Annotated in this window: 17 protein-coding genes and 1 pseudogene; 9 read left to right on the forward strand and 9 right to left on the reverse strand. The window is 56.2% G+C overall.

The genetic code is table 11. The features are described 5' to 3' along the window. Positions 1 to 36 precede the first annotated feature (36 nt). The 3 genes from K6958_RS00980 (at position 37) to K6958_RS00990 (ending at position 3,277) form a co-directional block, all read left to right on the forward strand. The gene (locus tag K6958_RS00980; protein ID WP_249892942.1) at positions 37 to 540 is read left to right on the forward strand and encodes a TIGR00645 family protein; all 504 of its coding nucleotides are present in this window, start codon (positions 37 to 39) and stop codon (positions 538 to 540) included. A gap of 218 nt (positions 541 to 758) precedes the next feature. Next, positions 759 to 2,138 (forward strand): cation:proton antiporter, encoded by a 1,380-nt coding sequence (locus K6958_RS00985; RefSeq protein WP_249892943.1) that lies wholly within the window; start codon positions 759 to 761, stop codon positions 2,136 to 2,138. A gap of 197 nt (positions 2,139 to 2,335) precedes the next feature. Further along, positions 2,336 to 3,277 (forward strand): alpha/beta hydrolase, encoded by a 942-nt coding sequence (locus K6958_RS00990; RefSeq protein ID WP_249892944.1) that lies wholly within the window; start codon positions 2,336 to 2,338, stop codon positions 3,275 to 3,277. A gap of 32 nt (positions 3,278 to 3,309) precedes the next feature. Here the strand turns inward: K6958_RS00990 and adhP are convergent, their stop codons facing one another. After that, the gene (gene adhP / locus K6958_RS00995; RefSeq protein WP_249892945.1) at positions 3,310 to 4,323 is read right to left on the reverse strand and encodes an alcohol dehydrogenase AdhP; all 1,014 of its coding nucleotides are present in this window, start codon (positions 4,321 to 4,323) and stop codon (positions 3,310 to 3,312) included. Between the two features lie 224 nt (positions 4,324 to 4,547). Between adhP and K6958_RS01000 the strand changes: the two genes are divergently transcribed. Beyond that, complete coding sequence (locus K6958_RS01000; RefSeq protein WP_249892946.1) at positions 4,548 to 6,374, forward strand: glycoside hydrolase family 15 protein; 1,827 nt, start codon at positions 4,548 to 4,550, stop codon at positions 6,372 to 6,374. A gap of 37 nt (positions 6,375 to 6,411) precedes the next feature. On the opposite strand, the gene K6958_RS01005 is transcribed toward K6958_RS01000, so the two are convergent. The 5 genes from K6958_RS01005 to K6958_RS01025 form a co-directional block, all read right to left on the reverse strand. Then, positions 6,412 to 7,689 (reverse strand): c-type cytochrome, encoded by a 1,278-nt coding sequence (locus tag K6958_RS01005; protein ID WP_249892947.1) that lies wholly within the window; start codon positions 7,687 to 7,689, stop codon positions 6,412 to 6,414. A 4-nt stretch (positions 7,690 to 7,693) separates the two neighbouring features. Beyond that, positions 7,694 to 9,463, reverse strand: a complete 1,770-nt coding sequence (locus K6958_RS01010; RefSeq protein ID WP_249892948.1) for a GMC family oxidoreductase — start codon at positions 9,461 to 9,463, stop codon at positions 7,694 to 7,696. 45 nt (positions 9,464 to 9,508) lie between these two features. Then, positions 9,509 to 10,234, reverse strand: a complete 726-nt coding sequence (locus tag K6958_RS01015; RefSeq protein ID WP_249892949.1) for a gluconate 2-dehydrogenase subunit 3 family protein — start codon at positions 10,232 to 10,234, stop codon at positions 9,509 to 9,511. Between the two features lie 269 nt (positions 10,235 to 10,503). After that, positions 10,504 to 11,856: a glutathione-disulfide reductase gene (gorA, locus tag K6958_RS01020; protein WP_249892950.1), complete on the reverse strand. Its 1,353-nt coding sequence runs from the start codon at positions 11,854 to 11,856 to the stop codon at positions 10,504 to 10,506. A gap of 212 nt (positions 11,857 to 12,068) precedes the next feature. Further along, on the reverse strand, positions 12,069 to 13,292 hold the full coding sequence (locus K6958_RS01025) for an RtcB family protein (protein ID WP_249892951.1): 1,224 nt from the start codon (positions 13,290 to 13,292) through the stop codon (positions 12,069 to 12,071). Positions 13,293 to 13,406: 114 nt separating this feature from the next. Here K6958_RS01025 and K6958_RS01030 point away from each other — a divergent pair. Next, positions 13,407 to 13,625 (forward strand): annotated as a pseudogene (locus K6958_RS01030) (sigma 54-dependent transcriptional regulator); the annotation flags it as partial. A gap of 4 nt (positions 13,626 to 13,629) precedes the next feature. Beyond that, positions 13,630 to 14,541 (forward strand): ribonuclease Z, encoded by a 912-nt coding sequence (gene rnz / locus K6958_RS01035; protein ID WP_249892952.1) that lies wholly within the window; start codon positions 13,630 to 13,632, stop codon positions 14,539 to 14,541. Between the two features lie 85 nt (positions 14,542 to 14,626). Here rnz and K6958_RS01040 read toward each other — a convergent pair whose 3' ends face one another. After that, positions 14,627 to 15,469 (reverse strand): 23S rRNA (adenine(2030)-N(6))-methyltransferase RlmJ, encoded by an 843-nt coding sequence (locus K6958_RS01040; RefSeq protein WP_249892953.1) that lies wholly within the window; start codon positions 15,467 to 15,469, stop codon positions 14,627 to 14,629. Between the two features lie 102 nt (positions 15,470 to 15,571). After that, positions 15,572 to 16,387, reverse strand: coding sequence for a CPBP family intramembrane glutamic endopeptidase (locus K6958_RS01045; protein ID WP_249892954.1), 816 nt, complete (start codon positions 16,385 to 16,387; stop codon positions 15,572 to 15,574). Positions 16,388 to 16,561: 174 nt separating this feature from the next. Between K6958_RS01045 and prlC the strand changes: the two genes are divergently transcribed. Then, on the forward strand, positions 16,562 to 18,604 hold the full coding sequence (gene prlC, locus K6958_RS01050) for an oligopeptidase A (RefSeq protein ID WP_249892955.1): 2,043 nt from the start codon (positions 16,562 to 16,564) through the stop codon (positions 18,602 to 18,604). A gap of 8 nt (positions 18,605 to 18,612) precedes the next feature. Then, positions 18,613 to 19,365, forward strand: coding sequence for a 16S rRNA (guanine(1516)-N(2))-methyltransferase RsmJ (gene rsmJ, locus K6958_RS01055; RefSeq protein ID WP_249892956.1), 753 nt, complete (start codon positions 18,613 to 18,615; stop codon positions 19,363 to 19,365). Positions 19,366 to 19,642: 277 nt separating this feature from the next. On the opposite strand, the gene uspA is transcribed toward rsmJ, so the two are convergent. Further along, complete coding sequence (gene uspA, locus K6958_RS01060; RefSeq protein WP_249892957.1) at positions 19,643 to 20,080, reverse strand: universal stress protein UspA; 438 nt, start codon at positions 20,078 to 20,080, stop codon at positions 19,643 to 19,645. Positions 20,081 to 20,396: 316 nt separating this feature from the next. Here uspA and uspB point away from each other — a divergent pair, with 316 nt between their 5' ends. After that, positions 20,397 to 20,732: a universal stress protein UspB gene (uspB, locus tag K6958_RS01065; RefSeq protein WP_249892958.1), complete on the forward strand. Its 336-nt coding sequence runs from the start codon at positions 20,397 to 20,399 to the stop codon at positions 20,730 to 20,732. Positions 20,733 to 20,752 lie beyond the last annotated feature (20 nt).

Genomic DNA, 20,752 nt, shown 5'->3' on the forward strand with positions numbered 1-20,752 from the left:
ATAATGGAGATCTTGTTAATCAACTGACTGGACTGTATGGAACGTTTCACCGAAAACCTGATGTATGCATCGCGCTGGCTGCTGGCACCGGTTTATATTGGCCTGTCGCTGGGTCTGCTGGCGCTGACAATTAAGTTTTTTCAGGAAATACTCCATCTGCTGCCCAACATCCTGGATATTGCAGAAAACGATTTGATCCTGCTGCTGCTATCGCTGGTGGATATGACGCTGGTTGGCGGCCTGTTGGTGATGGTGATGCTTTCCGGCTATGAAAACTTTGTGTCTAAGCTTGATATTGATGAACATAAAGAGAAGCTGAGCTGGCTGGGAAAAATGGATTCAGGCTCGCTGAAAAACAAGGTGGCGGCATCCATCGTGGCGATCTCCTCTATTCATCTGCTGCGGGTGTTTATGGAAGCGCGCCATGTCGCCAACGATAAGCTGATGTGGTACGTACTGATTCATCTGACCTTTGTTTTCTCGGCCTTTTTAATGGGCTGGCTGGATTACATTACGCGTCAGGATAAGAAAAAAGCGTGATTTTGATGTTCCGCTGACGCTGTTTAGGGTTTTACGGAAGCCATGCCGGGCGGCATGGCTTTTTGCTCTCCGCGCCTTTGTCCTGTCTGTCATCACTCCCCTCCCGCTTTAGCTGAATTTTTCGCCTGTTTGTTATCAGGCAAAAAGCATTTCCCCGCATCAGCCACGGTTATATGCCAGGCTTAATTCATTCAGCGAGTAACTATCACGGGAGTAGTATGGATTTCCTTGCCTGGACCGCCACCAGCGGCGGGTTACTATTAATTATGTCTTTAGCATCGGGTTGGATTCACCGTGGCCCGGTGACCTCTTTCGGCCTGTTTCTGCTGATTGGCGTTCTGTTTGGTCCCTGGGTACTCAATTTTGTCTCACTTGATCTGTTAAGCCATCCCGATCTGACGGCGCATATTACTGAAATCATCATGGCCGCCTCGCTGTTTATTACCGGCCTGAAGCTGCGCCTGCCGCAACGGTTCGCCAACTGGCGCGATGGCATCCTGCTGGCGTTTCCCGCCATGCTATTAACGGTATTGGGCATGATGCTGGTGATCCATCTGATTACCGGCTTCTCCTGGCCATTGTCGCTGGCGTTTGCGGCCATTGTCGCGCCGACGGACCCGGTGCTGGCCAGTCTGATCTCCGTCAGCCATGCGGGCGATGAGGATGAATTGCGCGTCGCGCTCTCCAGCGAGGCGGGACTCAACGACGGCTCGGCGTTGCCGCTGCTGATGCTGGCGCTGATGCTGTTTCATCACACTACGCCGCTTTCCGCCGATCTGTTTGGCCATTGGCTGGCAAAAGATGTGCTGTGGGCGATCGGCATGGGCACGCTGATTGGCTACACTTTTGGCCGCGTGATTGGCGTAGTGGCGACCCGGCTGCGCAGCGTGAAAAATGATACTGCGCCGAATGATTTTCTGACGCTGGCGCTGATCGCCATTACCTACGCCTCGGCGCAGTATGTGGAAGCTTCCGGCTTTCTGGCGGCCTTTGCGGCGGGCGTCGGGCTGCGTCGGGCTGAAATCGCCGTAGTGCGCACTTTCCCACCGGAGCAACTGCCGGAAAACGAACGTATCCCGCCGGCGGAAGTGCTGGTTAATCCTAACAAGCGGCACAGACTGGAACAGGACTACACGCCGGCGCACACGGTCGGGCTGGTGGTGGGCGATGCGCTCTCATTTGGCGATACGGTCGAACGCCTGCTGGCGGCGGCGATGGTGGTGGTGCTGGGCGTCACGCTGGCGCTGCACTGGAACAGTACCGGTCTGCTACTGGCGGCGATTCTGTTTCTGGTTATTCGCCCGCTGGCAGTATGGATAGCGACTATCGGCACCGGCATCCCGTTAGCGCGGCGCCTGCTGATTGGCTGGCTGGGAATTCGCGGGATCGGCAGTATTAACTATATCGCTTACGCCTGGGTACACGGCATGTCCGGTCCACAGGCCGATGCGATGGTGGATATGGCGCTGACGCTGGTGGTCGCCAGTGTGGTGATCCATGGCATCACGGTGACCCCATTGCTTAATCGTCGCCAGGCCTGGCAGAAACGTAAAGCGGAGGAGGAAAAACAGCGGCAGGAACAGGCGCAACGGGAGTAAAGAAATCAATCGTATAACGTTAAATAAGGCTGACGGCGATCACGTTTTTCGCGCTACACTCTCTTTTGCGACGCTGTTCGGCGTCGGTCTAATGGGCAAACTCCGGCTTTTCTTCGCGCGCCGTTTTTATAACGGAGCGGGCCGTCCGTTGCCTTATCGTTAGCGCGTTTTACGTTTGAGATTGACGGAAGTAAAGCATGATAAGTCGTCGGCGTTTTCTTCTGGGAGCCGGTGCCAGTTTGTTTTCGATAAAGACCGGTAATTTGTTCGCCAGACAGAATGTTATCCCGTTGTGGCCTGACGCGCCGCCGGGCGGCGGCGGTCCTTCGGGCGCGTTGCATATTAATAAGTCCGGATCCTGGTCCAATATTGTCTCGCCATCCATTCAGCGTTTTCAACCCGAAACGCCCAACGGCGAAGCGGTGTTGATCGCCGCGGGCGGCGGCTATAACTGGATCGGCATGGGGCGCGAAGCCTGGCCGGTGGCCCGCTGGCTGAACGGCTTTGGCTATACCACCTATGTGTTGAGTTATCGGCTGCCGGGCGAAAAATGGCATGCCGGCCCGCTGGCGGCCTTGCAGGATGCGCAGCGGGCGATTCGGCTGGTGCGGGCGATGGAAGGGCGGGTGCATGCGCTGGGCTTCTCCGCCGGCGCGCATCTGTTGGGCATGGCGGCGGCCCGACCCGGGTTCGCCAGCTACCGTCCGCAGGATGAGCTGGATGCCAGCGCGGCGGTGATTGATAGCATAGGGCTGATCTATCCGGTGATTACGTTGGAGGCGCCCTATAACCACACCACCACGCATCGCATTCTGACCGGCAAGCACGCCACGCCGCAGGAAGAGGCGGAGTGGTCGATAGAGAATTATGTTACCGCCGCTTATCCGCCCACCTTTCTGGCGCAGGCAGAGGATGATCGTGTCTCGCCGCCGCAAAACTCAACGATTATGCGCGATGCCTGTCGGCGCGTGGGCGTGCCGGTGGAATGGGTGCAGATCAGCCAGGGCGGCCACGGCTTTGGCCTGGGGAAAGCGGGAACGCCAGCGGCTATCTGGGATCAAGCCTATGTGAGCTGGCTGCAATCGCCGCGCCAGCGCTATCAGCATCGTCGCAGGCCGCTGGTAACGGAAATGATTTAAACGGTCCGGCGCAGGCGCGCCGGACCGGACGCTTACTGGTGAGTGAAATCAATCACCATCCGGCCACGGATCTTGCCTTCTTCCATTTCTTGCAGGATCTCGTTGATCTCCTCGATCTGACGTCGCTGCACTTTCGGCACCACCTTGCCTTCGGCGGCAAACTGAAAGGCTTCCGCCAGATCTTCACGCGTGCCTACCAGCGAGCCGACCACCTCGATGCCATCCAGCACCAGACGCGGAATATTAAGGCTCATTGACTCCGGCGGCAGGCCAACGGCGACAATGCGGCCGCCGGCGCGCATCGCATCCACCGCAGAGTTAAACGCCGATTTAGCCACGGCGGTGACTACCGCCGCATGTGCGCCGCCCGTGCGCTCCTGAATCACTTTCGCTGCATCTTCATTACGTGAGTTAATCACCATATCCGCGCCCATCTCGCTGGCGAAAGCGAGCTGATCGTCATTGATATCCACGGCGATTACTTTGGCGTTAAAGACGTTTTTCGCGTACTGCAGTGCCAGATTACCCAGGCCGCCGAGGCCGTAAATAGCGATCCATTTGCCCGGACGGATACCGGAAACTTTCACCGCTTTATAGGTGGTAACGCCTGCGCAAGTCACGCTGCTGGCGGCGGCAGGATCAAGGCCATCCGGTACTTTAACGGCGTAGTCAGCGACCACAATACACGCTTCCGCCATGCCGCCATCCACGCTATAGCCGGCGTTTTTCACAGCGCGGCAGAGCGTCTCATTGCCGCTGTTGCAGTATTCGCAATGGCCGCAGCCCTGATAAAACCAGGCAACGCTGGCGCGGTCGCCCGGCTTAAGCGAGGTCACGCCCGGCCCGACTTCTTCCACGATTCCGATCCCTTCATGGCCCAGCGTAATACCGGTGGTATCGCCGAAATCTCCATTCTTCACGTGCAGGTCGGTATGACAAACGCCACAGCATTCCATTTTCAGACGAGCTTCGCCATGTTCCAGGGCCCGCAACGTTTTTTCCACTACGGCTACGCGGTGATCTTTCGTTACAACGGCTGCTTTCATGCGGAATCTCCATTGATGAGATGATAGTCAATCCTTCTTGCTGCCGTCTTATGCTACCTATTTTGAGTTACCTAAGGCAAAACGTTTGAGCGGAGTGTGACAACGATCACCGGTGTACTACGCTTTAAAGACCCTGCCAGCGTAGCGCGGGCAAGGCGCCATAACGATGCAAAAGCCGCCTGTGTGTACCTGCGCCACCATTCAGAATAAGGAAAATATCGCCTGTGAAAAATATAACCTGGCACTCTCCCGCCAGACAAAAAGGTTATGCCGGACTGGGCGACTATGCCGCGATTGGCGAAGGGCGCTCCGTGGCGCTGATTGCACCCGACGGAGCGATCGACTGGTGGTGCGCGCCGAATATGGATTCGCCGCCGCTGTTCGATCGCATCCTTGACGCCGGTACGGGCGGTTATTTTCAGGTGGCGCCGGTAGGTGAATGGCAGATGCAGCGTAAATATCGCGAAAACAGCAATGTGCTGGAGACGCGCTATCAAACGGCAACCGGCGAGGTGCTGATTACGGAATCTCTGAACAGTACGCTGGCTGGGCGACTGCCGTGGAATGAGCTGGCGCGACGGGTGGAAGGCATTAGCGGAGAGGTCAAGATGCAGGTGATTTTCCAGCCCGGCACGCGCGCCGAAACCTGTTCGCCCTGGCAAAAGCGCATGAACGGTCATCCGGTTTATCACGTTGGCGAGCTGATGGCGATGCTGCGTTTGACGGATGATGTAGAAATTAACGAGTGCGGCGATGAGCGCTTTACCGCCACCTTTACCGCCTCGCCCGATTCACGCACGCTGGTGGCGTTAGTGACCACCGAACGCGAGCCGTTGGCGATTCCGGCGCCGGAAAAAATCGACGAACGCATTGAAACCAGTCATACCGCCTGGCGCGACTGGGCGGACGGGTTAAGCTGGGACGGCCCTTACGATAACCATGTACGGCGCTCGGCGCTGGCGCTGAAGTTTCTCTGGTACTCGCCAACCGGCGCACTGGCCGCCGCCGCCACCAGTTCGCTGCCGGAAAAGCCTGGCAACGATAAAAACTATGATTATCGCTATGCCTGGATCCGTGATGCCTGCCTGATTATTAAAGCGTTTGTGTATCTTGGCTCGCTGGAGGATTGTAAAGCGGCCTTTTCCTGGCTATCGAACACCATACGGCGACATGAGGGCGGCCTGCGCGCCTGCTATACGCTGGAAGGCGGGCAGGTGCCGGAAGAGCGTATCCCGCCGCTGGAGGGCTATCAGGGTACGCAGCCGGTGCGGGTGGGCAATAATGCGCGCGATCAGGTGCAGCTAAGTATGTATGGCGATATGCTGGCGACCGCGCGGCTATTTCTTCGCGCCGGGCACGTGCTGGATCTTTCTACGTCACGCTTGCTGGGTAAGCTGGCGAATCACTGCGCCGACGGCTGGCGGCAAAAGGATTCCGGTATTTGGGAACTGCCGGAGGAGCAACATTATACCCATTCCAAAATGGCCTGCTGGCTGGCGCTCGATCAGGCGGTGGAGCTGGCGCGGGATGAACATATCGAACCGACCTGGGTACACCGCTGGGAGCGCGAACGGGATCGCATCCGCGACTGGATTGAAACGCACTGCTGGTCAGAAAAACGGCAGGCCTACACCTTCTATGCTGGCAGCGATCGGCTGGATGCGGCGGTGGCGCTCACGCACTACTACGGCAGTAAGGTTAACCCGCAGCGCATGCTGTCGACCCTGACGCAAATACGCGAGGAGCTGGGGCACGGCGGGGTGATGCTTTATCGCTATTCTGAAGTAGAGAAAGAGGAAGCCACCTTTGTCGCCTGTGGGTTCTGGCTGGTCGAGGCGCTGGCGCAGCTGGGCAAGCGGGAAGAGGCGCAGCGCACCATGGATGAGATCCTTGAGCAGCTGTGCCAGCGCGGCAATATCGAGATTTTCAATGAGATGTTCGATACGCGCACCCAAAGCTGGATGGGCAATATGCCGCAGGGGCTGAGTCATCTGTCGCTGGTGTGCGCCGCTAAGGCGTTGGCGGACGATAATTCGGGATCGAAGGTATAAAAAAGGCCGGAGATCCGGCCTTTAGGCGGCTTAACGGTTACTCGGCGTGCTTCAGGCTTGCTCGCACGTCCTTCACCTGCTCGCTGGTCACCGCCGGGGCGTTGTTGCTCCAGCCCTGACGGATAAAGGTAGCCAGCTTCGCCACTTCTTCATCGCTCAAACGGGCAGCAAAGCCAGGCATCGCCAGCATTGACGGCGCTTTAGCCGTTGATGGCTGCTGTGCGCCAGCAAGAATGGTATGAATCAATCCCACCGGGCTTTCAGCGTTGACAATCGAGGCTTGATCCAGCTCCGGGAAGACGCCAGGCGCGCCTTTGCCGTTGACAAAATGGCAGGCGTTGCAGTTATCCAGGTACAGACGCTCGCCTTCCGTCAGATTTTTCGCGGCGGTAAGTTTCGCGGCGGTGTTCTCCACTGCCTGCGGATTGACGTTATGCAGGCTCGGGTTGCCGCCGAGGAACTTCAGATAAGCGGCAATCGCTTTTAAATCGGCATCGCTCATATGTGAAGAGCTGTGCTCCACTACCGAAGTCATCTCACCGCCCACCGACGCTTTATCATTGCGGCCGGTTTGCAGGTAATCGACGATTTCCTGCTCGCTCCAGCGCGGCATGCCACGTAATGAAGGTACCGCCCAGCCGTTCAGGTCGCCACCCGCCAGAAAGGTTTCCTCGCTGCTGTCGAGCGATTTTTCATTCATGGTGATACGACGTGGCGTATGACAGCTGCCGCAGTGGCCCAGGCTCTCTACAATGTAGGCGCCACGGTTGATCTCCGCTGACGCGCCGCCAATCGGCTGGAACGGCTTATCAGAGGTAAAGGCCCAGTTCCAGAAACGCATGCCCCAACGCTGGTTAAAAGGAAAACTCAGCTTCGTTTCTGGCGCGGCGGCGGCGGCGGCGGCGGGCTTCACTCCCTGCATAAAGTAGAGGTAAAGCGCATGCATATCCGCATCGCTGATTTTTGCATAGTCGGGATAAGGCATCGCCGGGTAGAGGCGTGACCCATCCGGCAGGATCCCTTTGCGCACGGCATCGGAAAACTGCTGTTCGCTATAGTTGCCGATACCGTACTGCTTATCAGGCGTGATGTTGGTTGAATAGATGGTGCCCAGATTCGATTCGATCGCCAGGCCGCCGGAATAAGCGGGCTTGCCCGGCAGCGAGTGACAGGCCATGCAGTCGCCAAGACGGGAGAGATATTCGCCCTGCTTGATCAGCTGGGCGGAATCGTCGGCCTGCGCGCCGACGGAAAAGCCCGCAGCCAGCGCCAGCAGGTTGCCAAAGATGAAATTTCTGAAATTAAACAGCTTCATGCGCTTATACCTGTACCAGTGGACCGGGATTTTTCAAATACTGCTCTTTGATTGCCTGTGCCGCCATCAGGGTGATCGCGCCGATAGTATCGGTGGGGTTCGCCTGGAAGTTCTGCGGGAAGGCATTGCCGCCTGGTACGAACACGTTATGTACATCCCAGCTTTGCAGGTAACGGTTAAGCGCTGAGGTTTTCGGGTTATCGCCCATTACCGCGCCGCCCACGTTATGAGTAGAGACATATTTGGTCAGATCAAATTGCGCATCCATCGGTAGGAAGCTCATGCTCATGCTGTCCGGATTCAGCTCTTTAGCAATATTGCCCACAATGCCTTTCAGGTATTGCTGTAGCTTCAGCTCATTCTGTTTCCAGTTGAAGGTCATACGCAGCAGCGGCTGCCCATGTTCGTTGGTGTAATTAGGATCGAGATCCAGATACACGTCACGGTAAGACATGCAGGTGGTGGTAATGCTGATCTTCATGGAATGGCCATACCACTCCTCCAGCCCCTCTTTCCAGCCCATGCCCCAGGAAGGGGTGCCTTTTGGCAATGCGGTGCCGCCAGGCGTGCCGGTAGCCTGAGAGCTGTGGATTTTGGCGCCGCCGATAAAGCCCAGCCCCGGACCATCGAAATTACCCGGCGAGATATCATTGAACATCTGGCCGGTCGGACCGGAGGTAGCAAACGGATTAAAGTTTTTATCTTTAAAAAACAGCGTGGCACCGCCGTTGCTCAGGAAGGCGTAGTTACGTCCAACGACACCTTCTTCCGTGATAGGGTTATAAGGTTTGCCGATACCGGAAAGCAGCATCAAATGCACGTTGTAAAGCTGGAAGCTGCTTAACACCACGATTTTCGCTGGCTGGAAGCATTCATTGCCCTGCTCATCAATGTAGATAACGCCTTTCGCCGTTTTCTTGTCATCGTGCAGCACCACTTTTAGGACGTTGGCGTTCACTTCATAGGAGAAGTTATCCATACGCTTCAGCGCATCCATCACGGCGGTTTGCGGTGACGCCTTCGAGTAGTTCAGACAGGGATACTTACTGCAATAGCCGCAGTAGTTACAGGGCGCGATCTGGTTGCCGTACGGGTTGGTCCAGGCGCGCGATACCGCAGCTGACGGGTTAGGAAACGGATGATATCCCAGCTTTTTCGCCGCTTCGGCGAACATCACGTTGTTCAGCGTATCTTCCAGCGCCGGCAGCGGATAAGGATTAGAGCGCGGGCCTTCAAACGGATCGCCGCCTTCGAGGATTTTGCCACGCAGGTTACCGGTATTGCCGGACTGGCCGCAAATACGCTCAAACTTATCATAGTAAGGCTCGATTTCATCCCAGGTGAACGGGAAGTCCATAATCCGCATCTCTTCCTGCAGAATGCCCGGCTTGTATGCCTCGTCTGCGTAGGTTTTGAGCTTTAAATCGGTTGGTGTAGGGCGGATAAGCACGCCGGTCCAGTGCAGACCTGAGCCGCCCACGCCGCCGCCCGGTACAAAAGCGCCCCATTTACGGGTCGGCAGGGCGGTCTGGTCCATGTTATAACGCACCGTCACTGCCGACTCGGCAGGCGTGGTCATGACTTTATTGCGTACCGCGTAAGCATATTCATCGGCCGGTTTCGGATAGGCAAACTCTGCATAATCCCGGTCCGGCCCTTTTTCCAGCGCCCGTACCGTTAATCCCGCCATTGCCAGCTCAATACTCATCAAAGAGCCGGCCCAACCCAGGCCGACCACAACGACGTCGACTTCTTTTTTATTTAGCTGTGCCATTATTAACCCTGTAAAACTTACAAAAAAACAAATCAGTCACGCCGATCAGGCGCGTTCACCTTTGATACTCACTGGCCCTAACGGATAAGGCACCTTGTGCTGCTTAACCCATTCCAGGAAGCTGGCGCGAGCGCCGGGGAAGCCGATGGCGATCCAGGCTTTCATACCTTTGTTGCCGCCATACATCGGATCGGAGAGGTAGCCATGCTTGGTATCGGAAATCAGCTGGCTGAAAAAATGCGAAGGCTTCATGCTCTCTTCGCCCAGAGCGGCAAAGTCGATGCCATCTTTTTGCAGATGGGTTAGCACTTCATCTTTTTCCTGCTGTGATAGCTGATGAAAAGGTTTCTGATAGGTTGTCTTGCTCCATTTATCGATCAGGGGAATAGCAATCTTATAGAGCTGCTGCGGACGGTAAGGAATTTGATAACCCATCGTGGCGGGCGCATGGGCGTTAAACGGCCCCTGCATATAAATTTCTTCGCCCATATCGCCATGAAGCTGCTGGTCGATGAAAACCGGCACGTTAGTTTCCAGCGCGCCGGGGGCGTTGCCTTTACCACCGGCCGGAATTAAACGATCGGTTGCGGCCAGAATAAACTGCCACTCTTCAGCGTTAAAAAAGATGGGTTTATAGTCCATTAACTCGGGGGCGGCCATTTCAGCGGCCTGTGCTGCGGTAAGTCCTTTGAAAATCATATCGCTTAATGGCAAAGCGACAAGAGCGCCGAGTAGAAACTTACGGCGGGATGTTTCTTTATTGAACAACATAGCCCTGAATATCTCACATAATGTTAAAAAAGATGAGTCTATTTTTTATTGATGTTCAGTTTATGTTTATTTATTAGCAAGATATACAGATATCTAAGTTACCTAATATTGATCTATGTAACAAAATAACTAAGTGGCAGGGTTGTTTGCCGTTTGGCGGCGGTTGAGCAGTAAAATAATTATTGGCGCTAATAATAAAAAAAGCCAAATACCCGAGGGTATCTGGCCCATAACGCCTGGTTTTAGCTGTGTGGATTCTCCAGGAGAACTCAACGCATGGTCACGAACTCTTCGGCAGCCGTTGGGTGAATCGCCACGGTATTATCAAAGTCTTGCTTAGTGGCGCCCATTTTCAACGCCACCGCGAAGCCCTGCAATATTTCATCCATGCCGAAACCAATTCCGTGGATGCCGACAATTTTCTCTTCCGGGCCGACGCACACCAGCTTCATACGGCACGGCTGACGATGCTGCGTAACGGCGGTATACATCGCGGTAAAGGAAGATTTGTAGACTTTTACCGCGTCGTCGCCGTACTGTTCGCGCGCCTGCGGCTCGGTCAGACCAACGGTGCCGATCGGCGGATGGCTGAACACCACGGTTGGGATATTGCTGTAATCCAGATGCTCTTCAGGCTTGTTGTTAAACAGGCGCTCGGAGAGTCGACGACCTGCCGCTACCGCTACCGGCGTTAGCTCAACCGCGCCGGTGTTGTCGCCCACGGCGTAGATGCCGGAAATGCTGGTGTTCTGGAATTTATCAACCTTGATATAGCCTTTTTCATTCAGCTCTACGCCGGTTACGCTCAGGTTGAGGTTATCGGTTGCCGGTTCGCGGCCGATAGCCCAAATCAGGCAATCAACGGTTTGCTCTTTGCCGTTCTCCAGCTGCAGCGTCAGGCTGCCGTCGCTGTTCTTCACTATCGCTTTCGGCACGGACTGGGGATGCAGCGTAGGACCTTCGGCGTTCATCACTTCAACCAGCGTTTCGCTCAGCAGCGGATCGAACTGACGCAGCGGCGCATCTTTACGCACGAACAGATGGGTTTCAGAGCCCAGCGCATTCAGCACGCCAGCAATCTCAACCGCAATATAGCCAGCGCCCACAACAGCGGTACGCTTCGGCATATCGTCCAGCTCGAAGAAGCCGTCAGAGTTGATGCCATATTCCGCGCCTGGAATCGTCGGCTGAACCGGACGTCCGCCGGTGGCGATCAGGATATGGTCGGCGGTGATTTTCTCGCCGTTAACTTCTACGGTATGCGCATCAACAAAACGGGCGAAACCTTTAATCACGTCGACATTGTTTTTGCCCAGCACCGTTTCGTATGAGGTATGAATACGATCGATATAGGCCGTCCGGTTTTTTACCACCGTCTGCCAGCTAAAGTTATTTACGGTAGTATCGAAGCCGTAATCGGGGCCGTAGTTATGGATCGCTTCAGCAATCTGAGCCGCATGCCACATGACTTTTTTCGGCACGCAGCCGACGTTTACGCAGGTACCGCCCAGCTCTTTGGCTTCAATCAGGGCGCATTTCTGCCCGTACATTGCCGCACGGTTAATGGATGCGATACCGCCGCTGCCGCCGCCAATAGCGAGATAATCATAATGTCGGGTCATTGAGCGCACTCCAAAAGTAAGAAAAAGAAACTGGCGTAAGTGTACCGTTACTCAGCGATTTCCCGCAAAGTTTGCGCCTATGATTGTAACAGGAGCCGTCTTTTTAACCGATGCCGCGCCAGCGCTGGCCTTTATGCCATCACCGGGCGCAGCAGTAGCGGGTTCAGCGGCGCATCATCGTGCTGACGCCTGTTATTTCCATTTTCATTATTTTAGCCTTTTACGCAGACCACCTGACGCAGGGTATGTACGATCTCCACCAGCGAAGACTGCGCCGCCATGACCGCATCGATATCCTTATAGGCCATGGGAATTTCATCAATCACGTCGCTATCTTTACGGCATTCCACATGGGCGGTAGCACGCTGCTGATCGGCGACGGTAAAACGTTTTTTAGCGGCGGCGCGGCTCATGGTGCGCCCTGCGCCGTGGCTGCATGAGCAAAAGCTCTCTTCATTGCCCAGCCCGCGCACGATAAAGCTTTTGGCGCCCATTGAGCCGGGAATAATCCCCATTTCGCCGCGCTGAGCCGAGACCGCGCCTTTACGCGTCACCAGCACCTGTTCGCCGAAATGCCGCTCGCGCTGCACATAGTTATGGTGGCAGTTAACCGCTTCCGCCGTGGCGCTAAAGGGTTTGCTGATTTCTCGCGACAGCGCCGCCAGCACCTGCTGCATCATCACTTCGCGGTTATGACGTGCATAGTCCTGCGCCCAGCCGACCGCCTCAATATAGTCATCAAAATGACGGCTGCCCTCGGCAAACCAGGCTAAATCGCGATCTGGCAGGTTGGCGATATGCTGCCGCATATCCTGCTGCGCCAGATTAATAAATAGCGTGCCGATAGCATTGCCTACGCCACGCGATCCGCTGTGCAGCATGACCCAGACGCGATCCGCCTCATCCAGGCACAGCTCAATGAAATGATTACCGGTGCCGAGCGTACCAAGATGCGCGTAATTATTGGTTTTCAGCAGGGCCGGATACTTATCGGTAATGCGTTTAAATCCTTTTTGCAGAGTAGCCCAGTGCTGATCCACGATTTCCGGCGCGCGTTTCCAGGCGCCCTTATCGTTGCCGGAGCGGTTGCTGGTGCGCCCGTGCGGCACCGCACGCTCAATGGCGCTGCGGATGCCGTAGAGATTATCGGGCAGATCGCCAGCGGCCAGCGAAGTGCGCACCGCAATCATGCCGCAGCCAATATCAACGCCGACCGCCGCCGGGATAATGGCGCCGCGCGTCGGGATAACGCTGCCGATAGTGGAGCCTTTGCCTAAATGGACATCGGGCATCACCGCCAAATGCTTAAAGATAAACGGCATTTTTGCCGTATTCAGTAGCTGATTGCGCGCCTCCGGCTCCACCGGCACACCATTGGTCCACATTTTTACCGGTGCGCCGTTGGGCGCGGATAACACCTGATATTGCGATTTCATGTACGTTTCCTTGCGGCAAAAAGAGAGTGGGCCGGATCTGGAGTATGGATGACAGCGCGTTGTTCGCCATCGTCAAATGCAAGCACGCTTTGATAGCGACATACGGCAGCGATCCTGCCGATGACGCTGTCCGATCGCGATCTTTTCGATCACGATCGGTTGGAAACGGTATTGACGATCTGCCAGCAATCCGCCAGCCTTTCAAAGGCGGGACATAAACTGTTTGTCGTTTCGCGCCAGCATAAGAAGCAGCCGAACGATGCCGATCGGCTACGTAAATACCTTGCCCGCTTTGGGCTGAGCTGGGAAGCCATTCAACATCAACAAGGTTAATCCTATGCAACTGACTTTTCTGGGCACCAGCGCGGGTACGCCAAGCCTGCAGCGCAACGTTAGCGCCATTGCGCTGACTTTATCCCGCCGGGGCGACTACTGGCTGTTTGACTGCGGCGAAGCGACGCAGCATCAGTTTATGCGCAGCGCGCTCAAGCCCGGTAAGCTGGACAAAATTTTTATCACTCATCTGCACGGCGACCATATCTTCGGCCTGCCCGGACTGCTGACCAGCCGCTCTATGGGCGGTATCAGCGAGCCGCTAACGCTGTATGGCCCGGCCGGCCTGAAAACCTTTGTTGAGACCACGCTCAGCCTGAGCGGATCTTTTGTCACCTATCCGCTGGAGGTGATCGAAATCGAAGCGGGTGAAGTGTTTGATGACGGTAAATTTAAAGTTACCGCGTATCCGTTAAACCATGTTCTGCCATGCTTTGGCTATCGCATTGAAGAGCATGATAAGCCTGGCTTTCTCGACGCGCAGCGGCTTAAGGCGGAGAATGTGCCGCGCGGTCCCTGGTTTCAGCAGCTGAAACGGGGCGAGGTTGTTACGCTGGAGGATGGCCGGGTGATTAACGGACAGGACTATCTTGGCCCCGCCACGCCGGGCAGAAAGCTGGCGATTTTCGGCGATACCGCGCCGGTAGCGACCGCGCTGGAGCTGGCGGCGGAGGTGGATGTGATGGTGCATGAAGCCACGCTGGAGGCGGCGATGGAGGAGAAAGCCAACGGTCGGGGACACTCTACTACCGTACAGGCGGCAACCGTAGCCAGAGACGCGCGCGCTAAGCGCTTTATCGCCACCCACTTTAGCTCACGCTATCGTTTTGAGGATATGCCCCGGCTGCTGGCGGAGTGTCAGGCAATATTTCCTGCCACCGAGCTGGCGCGGGATTTCGCCGTATTCAATCTATAACGATAAGGGCACCCGGCCTTCGCGCCTGATGCCCTGAGCCGCCGTAAAAAGCAAAATATTGCTCGCAGGACGGCGTAGTTTGCGCTTATTCCGGCACGATCCAGTTGACGCTGGTATGGCCGGTGCCTGCCGGTACCAGTACGCGGTGCAGCCAGGGCAGCAGGTCGCGCATTTGTTGTTCCAGCTTCCACGGCGGGTTAACCACGATCATGCCAGATCCGGTCATGCCGAAACGATCGCTGTCCGGACGCACCGCCAGCTCAATCTGCAAAATGCGACGGATACCTGTGGCTTCCAGATCGTGGATCATGCGCTTGATCTGCTGACGCAGGACGACCGGATACCAGAGGGCGAAAACGCCGGTGCCGAAGCGACGATAGCCTTCCTGAATGCCTTTCACTACCGCCTGATAATCGCTTTTCATCTCATAGGGCGGATCGATCAGAATTAAACCACGGCGCGACGGCGGCGGCAGCTTGGCTTTCAACTGCTGATAGCCATCGGCGCGCGCCAGGCGGGCCCGGCTATCTTTTTGAAACTCGCTGCGCAGCAAGGGAAAATCACTGGAATGCAGCTCCGTCAGCTCCAGCTTGTCATCTTCACGCAGCAGGTGACGGGCAATCAGCGGCGAACCTGGGTAATAACGCAGGCCCGGCCCGCGATTAAGCGCTTTTACGCAGCTGATATAGGGCTCCAGCTCTGCCGGCAAATCGTCTTGCTGCCAGACGCGGGCAATGCCTTCCAGATATTCACCGGTACGCTCCGCATGTTCGCCGCTCAGCAAATAACGGCCAGCGCCGGCGTGCGTATCGAGATAAAGAAACGGTTTTTCTTTTTCTTTCAGCGCGGTGATGATCAGGCTTTGTACGGTGTGCTTCAGCACATCCGCATGGTTGCCAGCGTGAAAACTGTGACGGTAACTAAGCATATAAACAATGTATCCGGTGATGCCTGATGAAATAAGGCCGGAGCATGAACGCTCCGGCGGAAACTGAGGCTAGTATAGCTGGACGCCGATAAAAATACTCGGCTAGCGTTGCAGCACGGGGTAGGTAAACAGCAGCAGATGCGTCAGGTTAAAGGCAAAATGCACCAGCGTCGCGACCCATAACCGGCCGCTCCACTGCCAGGCCAGGCCGTAAAGGATGCCGGCCAGTGCGGCGAAGAAAATCAGCAACGGGCCGCCAGCGGCGTGCGCCAGGCCAAAAACCAGCGCCGCAATCAGCAAACCCGGCCAGCGCCCCAGCCATTGGCTCAGCCGCTGCTGCAGCCAGGCACGGAATAGCGCCTCCTCCGCCAGCGACACGAAAAACAGATTCGCCAGCATAAACTCGCCCAGCCAGGCGGGCGCGTGCGGCTCAATGCGCAGCCCGCCCGCCAGCGTAGCCAGCAGCAGCAAAGCCGGGATGGCGGCAATCAGCGCAGGCCAGGCGAAACGCCAGCGCGGCGCGGCGGCGGGCGCCTGCACCAGCGTCGGCAAACAGGCCAGCAGAACAAAGGGCACCAGCGCTTTATCCAGGTTGTAGTAAAATGTAAAAGGCGCGCTGAGCGGACCGGCCTGCTGCTTGATCACCACCGGGGCATTATGAAAGCCGGGCGCGAGATGAAGGGTTAGCGCCACGGCGCCGGCAAGCAGAATCGCTTCCAGCACTGGCATCAGCCGCACATGGTACGCATAGTGCTTGTGTAGCCACGCCGCCAGCGCCAGGCCCGCCAGCAGCAGCAGACCCGGCCATTGCAGCGTCTGTTGCCACAGGGCCAGCGCCAGCGTTAACAGCAATAACGGTTTTACTGCGGGTCGGAAAAACAGCAGCGCCAAAAGCGCCGCCGCCAGTAGATACCACATGATCTTCTCTTCCTTAAGTACTAAAAATCAACGGGGTAGAGACTATAACAAACCGGCCGGGTCAGATCAGTACTACTAAAGCAGCAGGTGCCCCCATTGATTTTCGGGCGGCTTAACCGCATGTTAGTGATATTGCGCCCGTGCGCGCCCACATCAAACTTAAAGGACTGCGCGATGACCAATCCATTATTGACGCCATTTACCCTTCCGCCTTTCTCTGCCATTCAGCCGGAACATGTGGTACCCGCCGTTGAGCAGGCGCTGGCGGTATGCCGCGAAACGGTAGAAAAAGTGGTGGCTCAGGGAGCGCCCTACAGCTGGGAAAACCTGTGCCAGCCGCTGGCCGAGGTGGACGATCATCTGGGGCGTATTTTCTCGCCGGTCAGCCATCTTAACTCGGTAAAAAACAGCCCGGAACTGCGTCAGGCTTACGAGCAGACGCTGCCGCTGCTTTCTGAATACAGCACCTGGGTGGGACAGCATGAAGGGCTGTATCAGGCGTATCGCAACCTGAAAGAGGGCGATAACTACGCGCAGCTGAGCCTGGAGCAGAAAAAAGCGGTGGATAATGCGCTGCGTGATTTTGAGCTGTCAGGCATCGGCCTGCCAAAAGAGAAGCAGCAGCGCTACGGTGAAATCGCCGCGCGCCTGTCAGAGCTGGGCTCGACCTATAGCAACAATGTGCTCGACGCCACCATGGGCTGGAGCAAGCTGATCACCGATGAAAGCGAGCTGGCCGGCATGCCGGAAAGCGCGCTGGCGGCGGCCAAAGCGCAGGCGGAGGCCAAAGGGCAAGCAGGCTGGCTGCTGACGCTGGATATCCCCAGCTATTTGCCGGTAATGACCTATTGCGATAATCAGGCACTGCGTGAAGAGATGTATCGCGCCTATGCGACGCGCGCCTCCGATCAGGGCCCGCACGCCGGTAAATGGGATAATGGCCCGATTATGGCGGAAGAGCTGGCGCTGCGTCATGAACTGGCGCAACTACTGGGTTTTGACTCTTACGCCCATAAATCGCTGGCAACCAAAATGGCGCAAAGCCCATCGCAGGTGATCGATTTCCTGAACGATCTGGCGCAGCGCGCTCGTCCCCAGGCGGAAAAAGAGCTGGAACGCCTGCGCGCCTTCGCCAAACAGCAGCACGGTATCGATGAGCTGCAGCCGTGGGATATTACCTACTATGGTGAGAAGCAGAAGCAGCATCTGTATGCGATCAGCGATGAGCAGCTGCGTCCCTATTTCCCGGAAGAGCGTGCGGTTAACGGCCTGTTTGAAGTGGTTAAACGCATCTACGGCATCAGTGCGCAAGAGCGCAAAGATGTGGATGTCTGGCATCCGGACGTGCGGTTCTTCGATCTGTTTGATGAAAGCGGCGAGCTGCGCGGCAGTTTCTATCTTGACCTGTATGCGCGTGAAAACAAACGCGGCGGTGCATGGATGGATGACTGCGTAGGAATGATGCGTAAAGCGGACGGCAGCCTGCAGAAGCCGGTCGCCTATCTGACCTGTAACTTCAACCGTCCGGTAAACGGCAAACCGGCGCTGTTTACTCATGATGAAGTGACCACTCTGTTCCATGAGTTCGGACACGGCCTGCACCATATGCTGACGCGCGTGGATGTCCCGGGCGTTTCCGGCATCAGCGGGGTACCGTGGGATGCGGTCGAGCTGCCGAGCCAGTTTATGGAAAACTGGTGCTGGGAGCCGGAAGCGCTGGCATTTATCTCTGGTCATTATGAAACCGGCGAGCCGCTGCCGCAGGAGCTGTTAGACAAAATGCTGGCGGCAAAAAACTACCAGGCGGCACTGTTTATTCTGCGTCAGCTGGAGTTCGGCCTGTTCGATTTCCGGCTGCATACCGAATTCGATCCGGCTAAGGGCGCACAGATTCTGGACACCCTGGCGGAAGTGAAAAAACAGGTGGCGGTAGTGCCAAGCCCGTCCTGGGGCCGTTTCCCGCACGCTTTCAGCCATATTTTCGCCGGCGGCTATGCCGCGGGTTACTACAGCTATCTGTGGGCGGATGTGCTGGCGGCGGATGCTTATTCGCGCTTTGAAGAGGAAGGTATTTTTAACCGTGAAACCGGTCAGTCATTCCTGGACAACATCCTGACGCGTGGCGGTTCTGAAGAGCCGATGGAACTGTTCAAACGCTTCCGTGGCCGTGAGCCGCAGCTTGATGCGATGCTGGAACACTACGGTATTCAGGGATAACCTCAGGCGTGAAAATTGCTTTAATTGACGAATCAGGCACCGGAGACGGTGCCTTATCTGTTTTGGCCGCCCGCTGGGGGCTGGAGCAGGATGAACAGTCGGTGATGGCGTTAGTGATGACGCCGGAGCACCTGGAATTGCGCAAGCGCGATGAGCCAAAGCTGGGCGGCATCTGGGTCGACTTTATCGGCGGCGCGATGGCGCATCGGCGTCGCTTTGGCGGCGGACGTGGCGAGGCGGTGGCGAAGGCAGTCGGCATCAAAGGGGATTACCTGCCGGATGTGGTGGACGCTACCGCCGGGTTAGGGCGCGATGCCTTTGTGCTGGCGGCTGTCGGCTGTCGGGTGAGGATGCTGGAACGGCATCCGGTGGTGGCGGTGCTACTGGACGATGGCTTGCAGCGCGGCTACCAGGATGCGGAAATCGGTGCCTGGCTCCGGGAGCGGTTAACGCTGCTGCATGCCTCCAGCCTGACGGCGCTGGAGGCAATTACGCCCGCGCCGGATGTGGTTTACCTCGATCCCATGTATCCACATCGGCAGAAAAGCGCGCTGGTAAAGAAAGAGATGCGGGTATTTCAGTCGCTGGTGGGCGCAGATAATGATGCGGACGGCCTGCTGCTGCCTGCGCGCCAGTTGGCGAAAAAACGGGTGGTAGTGAAGCGCCCGGACTACGCGCCGCCGCTAGCTGGCGTGACGACCCAATCGGCAGTGACCACCAAAAGTCATCGCTTTGACATCTACCCGCCGCTGAAAAGCTGACTAAGTTATCGCTTTGATCTTTTCCTGACAAACAACACTGAAATCCAGGCGCAGGGAGTGCAGGCAGAAGAGTAAAGCGTCCCGCGCCATGGAAGGCGCGGAACGAGCTGTCAGGGATGACGTTTTTTGCGTCTTTACGATCGGCCTGCACTCCCTGCGCAGGCACGGACTTTTGTGAAAGATTAACGCATATTCCCTATGCAGACACGGTCTTTAGCGCAGGGCTAACGCATACTCCCTGTGCAGCCACGCTATTTCTTCGCGGCAAGCCTGGCGCTTACTCTTCGTCTTCATCGCGCAGCGGCACAATCAGCATATCGATATGTACCGTATTAATCAGCTGACGCGCAGAGGACATCAGCTTGCTCCAGAAATCCTGATGATGCCCGCAGACCACTAAATCGATATCATATTTCTTAATCGCCTCAACCAGCACCTGCGCCAGATCGCCGCTGCCGCTCAGCGTCTCGCTCACCGGATAGCCAGCTCCCTGAGACAGCTCAGTCAGAGCGTGATGCGTCTCTTCAGAAATACGCTTTTGCATATCGCCAAGGTTCACATCAATCAAACCGGTATACAGATCGGAATAATTCACATCCACGTGAATCAGGGATATTTTGGCATCGTAAGGACGCGCCAGTGAAACCGCTTTTTCAACCAGCAGTTTACTTTCCGGCGAGAGATCAACGGCAATCAGAATGTGTTTATAAGCCATGACGGAACTCCTTCCATGTGTCACATACTGTCAGTATAGCGCCAGTTGTTAACAAATGTGCTTGCAGCACGCCCGCTTTGCGAGCCGGATCAAGGAGTGTTTTACCTGCTTTTCCGCCGTAATGAAAATCGAAGCTGGAAAAATTTTAAACTCATCTCCTACACTAATTCTTAACGGTCCTGCTTCTGCAAAAGGCCGTACTCTTCTGTTCAGACATAATTCAGACCGGTTCAATAGAGGTTGGCGAGTAGGGTGGGGCGTATTCAGCGTATCCCCGCTGAGCACGCTTCGGCAGTTGTAAGCCGGGAGGGGAAACATGATTAGCACCGTCGCGCTTTTCTGGGCTTTATGTGTGGTTTGTTTGGTGAACATGGCGCGCTACTTTTCTTCTTTGCGTGCGCTATTGGTTGTGTTGCGCGGGTGCGATCCGTTGCTGTATCAGTATGTGGACGGCGCAGGCTTTTTTACCGCGCATGGCCAGCCAAGTAAACAAGTCAGGCTGGTGCGCTATATCTGGAAACGGTATTACCTCGATCATCATGATGAAGAGTTTATTCGCCGCTGTGAGCGGGTGCGCGGGCAGTTTGTCTTAACCAGCTCGCTATGCGCTCTGGTGGTGATTAGTCTGGTGGGATTAGCGATTTGGCATTAAGCGTCAGAAAAGAAACGGGC

This window comes from Mixta hanseatica, from assembly GCF_023517775.1.
GTDB lineage: Bacteria > Pseudomonadota > Gammaproteobacteria > Enterobacterales > Enterobacteriaceae > Mixta > Mixta hanseatica.

Bases quoted from the DNA above. Each gene is read 5' to 3' on its own strand.
- K6958_RS01025 (WP_249892951.1), bottom strand. From the start codon at position 13,292: ATGAAATCGCAATATCAGGTGTTATCCGCGCCCAACGGCGCACCGGTA.
- adhP (WP_249892945.1), bottom strand. From the start codon at position 4,323: ATGAAAGCAGCCGTTGTAACGAAAGATCACCGCGTAGCCGTAGTGGAA.
- gorA (WP_249892950.1), bottom strand. From the start codon at position 11,856: ATGACCCGACATTATGATTATCTCGCTATTGGCGGCGGCAGCGGCGGT.
- K6958_RS00990 (WP_249892944.1), top strand. From the start codon at position 2,336: ATGATAAGTCGTCGGCGTTTTCTTCTGGGAGCCGGTGCCAGTTTGTTT.
- rnz (WP_249892952.1), top strand. From the start codon at position 13,630: ATGCAACTGACTTTTCTGGGCACCAGCGCGGGTACGCCAAGCCTGCAG.
- K6958_RS00980 (WP_249892942.1), top strand. From the start codon at position 37: ATGGAACGTTTCACCGAAAACCTGATGTATGCATCGCGCTGGCTGCTG.
- K6958_RS01015 (WP_249892949.1), bottom strand. From the start codon at position 10,234: ATGTTGTTCAATAAAGAAACATCCCGCCGTAAGTTTCTACTCGGCGCT.
- uspA (WP_249892957.1), bottom strand. From the start codon at position 20,080: ATGGCTTATAAACACATTCTGATTGCCGTTGATCTCTCGCCGGAAAGT.
- prlC (WP_249892955.1), top strand. From the start codon at position 16,562: ATGACCAATCCATTATTGACGCCATTTACCCTTCCGCCTTTCTCTGCC.
- uspB (WP_249892958.1), top strand. From the start codon at position 20,397: ATGATTAGCACCGTCGCGCTTTTCTGGGCTTTATGTGTGGTTTGTTTG.
- K6958_RS01005 (WP_249892947.1), bottom strand. From the start codon at position 7,689: ATGAAGCTGTTTAATTTCAGAAATTTCATCTTTGGCAACCTGCTGGCG.
- K6958_RS00985 (WP_249892943.1), top strand. From the start codon at position 759: ATGGATTTCCTTGCCTGGACCGCCACCAGCGGCGGGTTACTATTAATT.
- K6958_RS01040 (WP_249892953.1), bottom strand. From the start codon at position 15,469: ATGCTTAGTTACCGTCACAGTTTTCACGCTGGCAACCATGCGGATGTG.
- K6958_RS01010 (WP_249892948.1), bottom strand. From the start codon at position 9,463: ATGGCACAGCTAAATAAAAAAGAAGTCGACGTCGTTGTGGTCGGCCTG.
- K6958_RS01045 (WP_249892954.1), bottom strand. From the start codon at position 16,387: ATGTGGTATCTACTGGCGGCGGCGCTTTTGGCGCTGCTGTTTTTCCGA.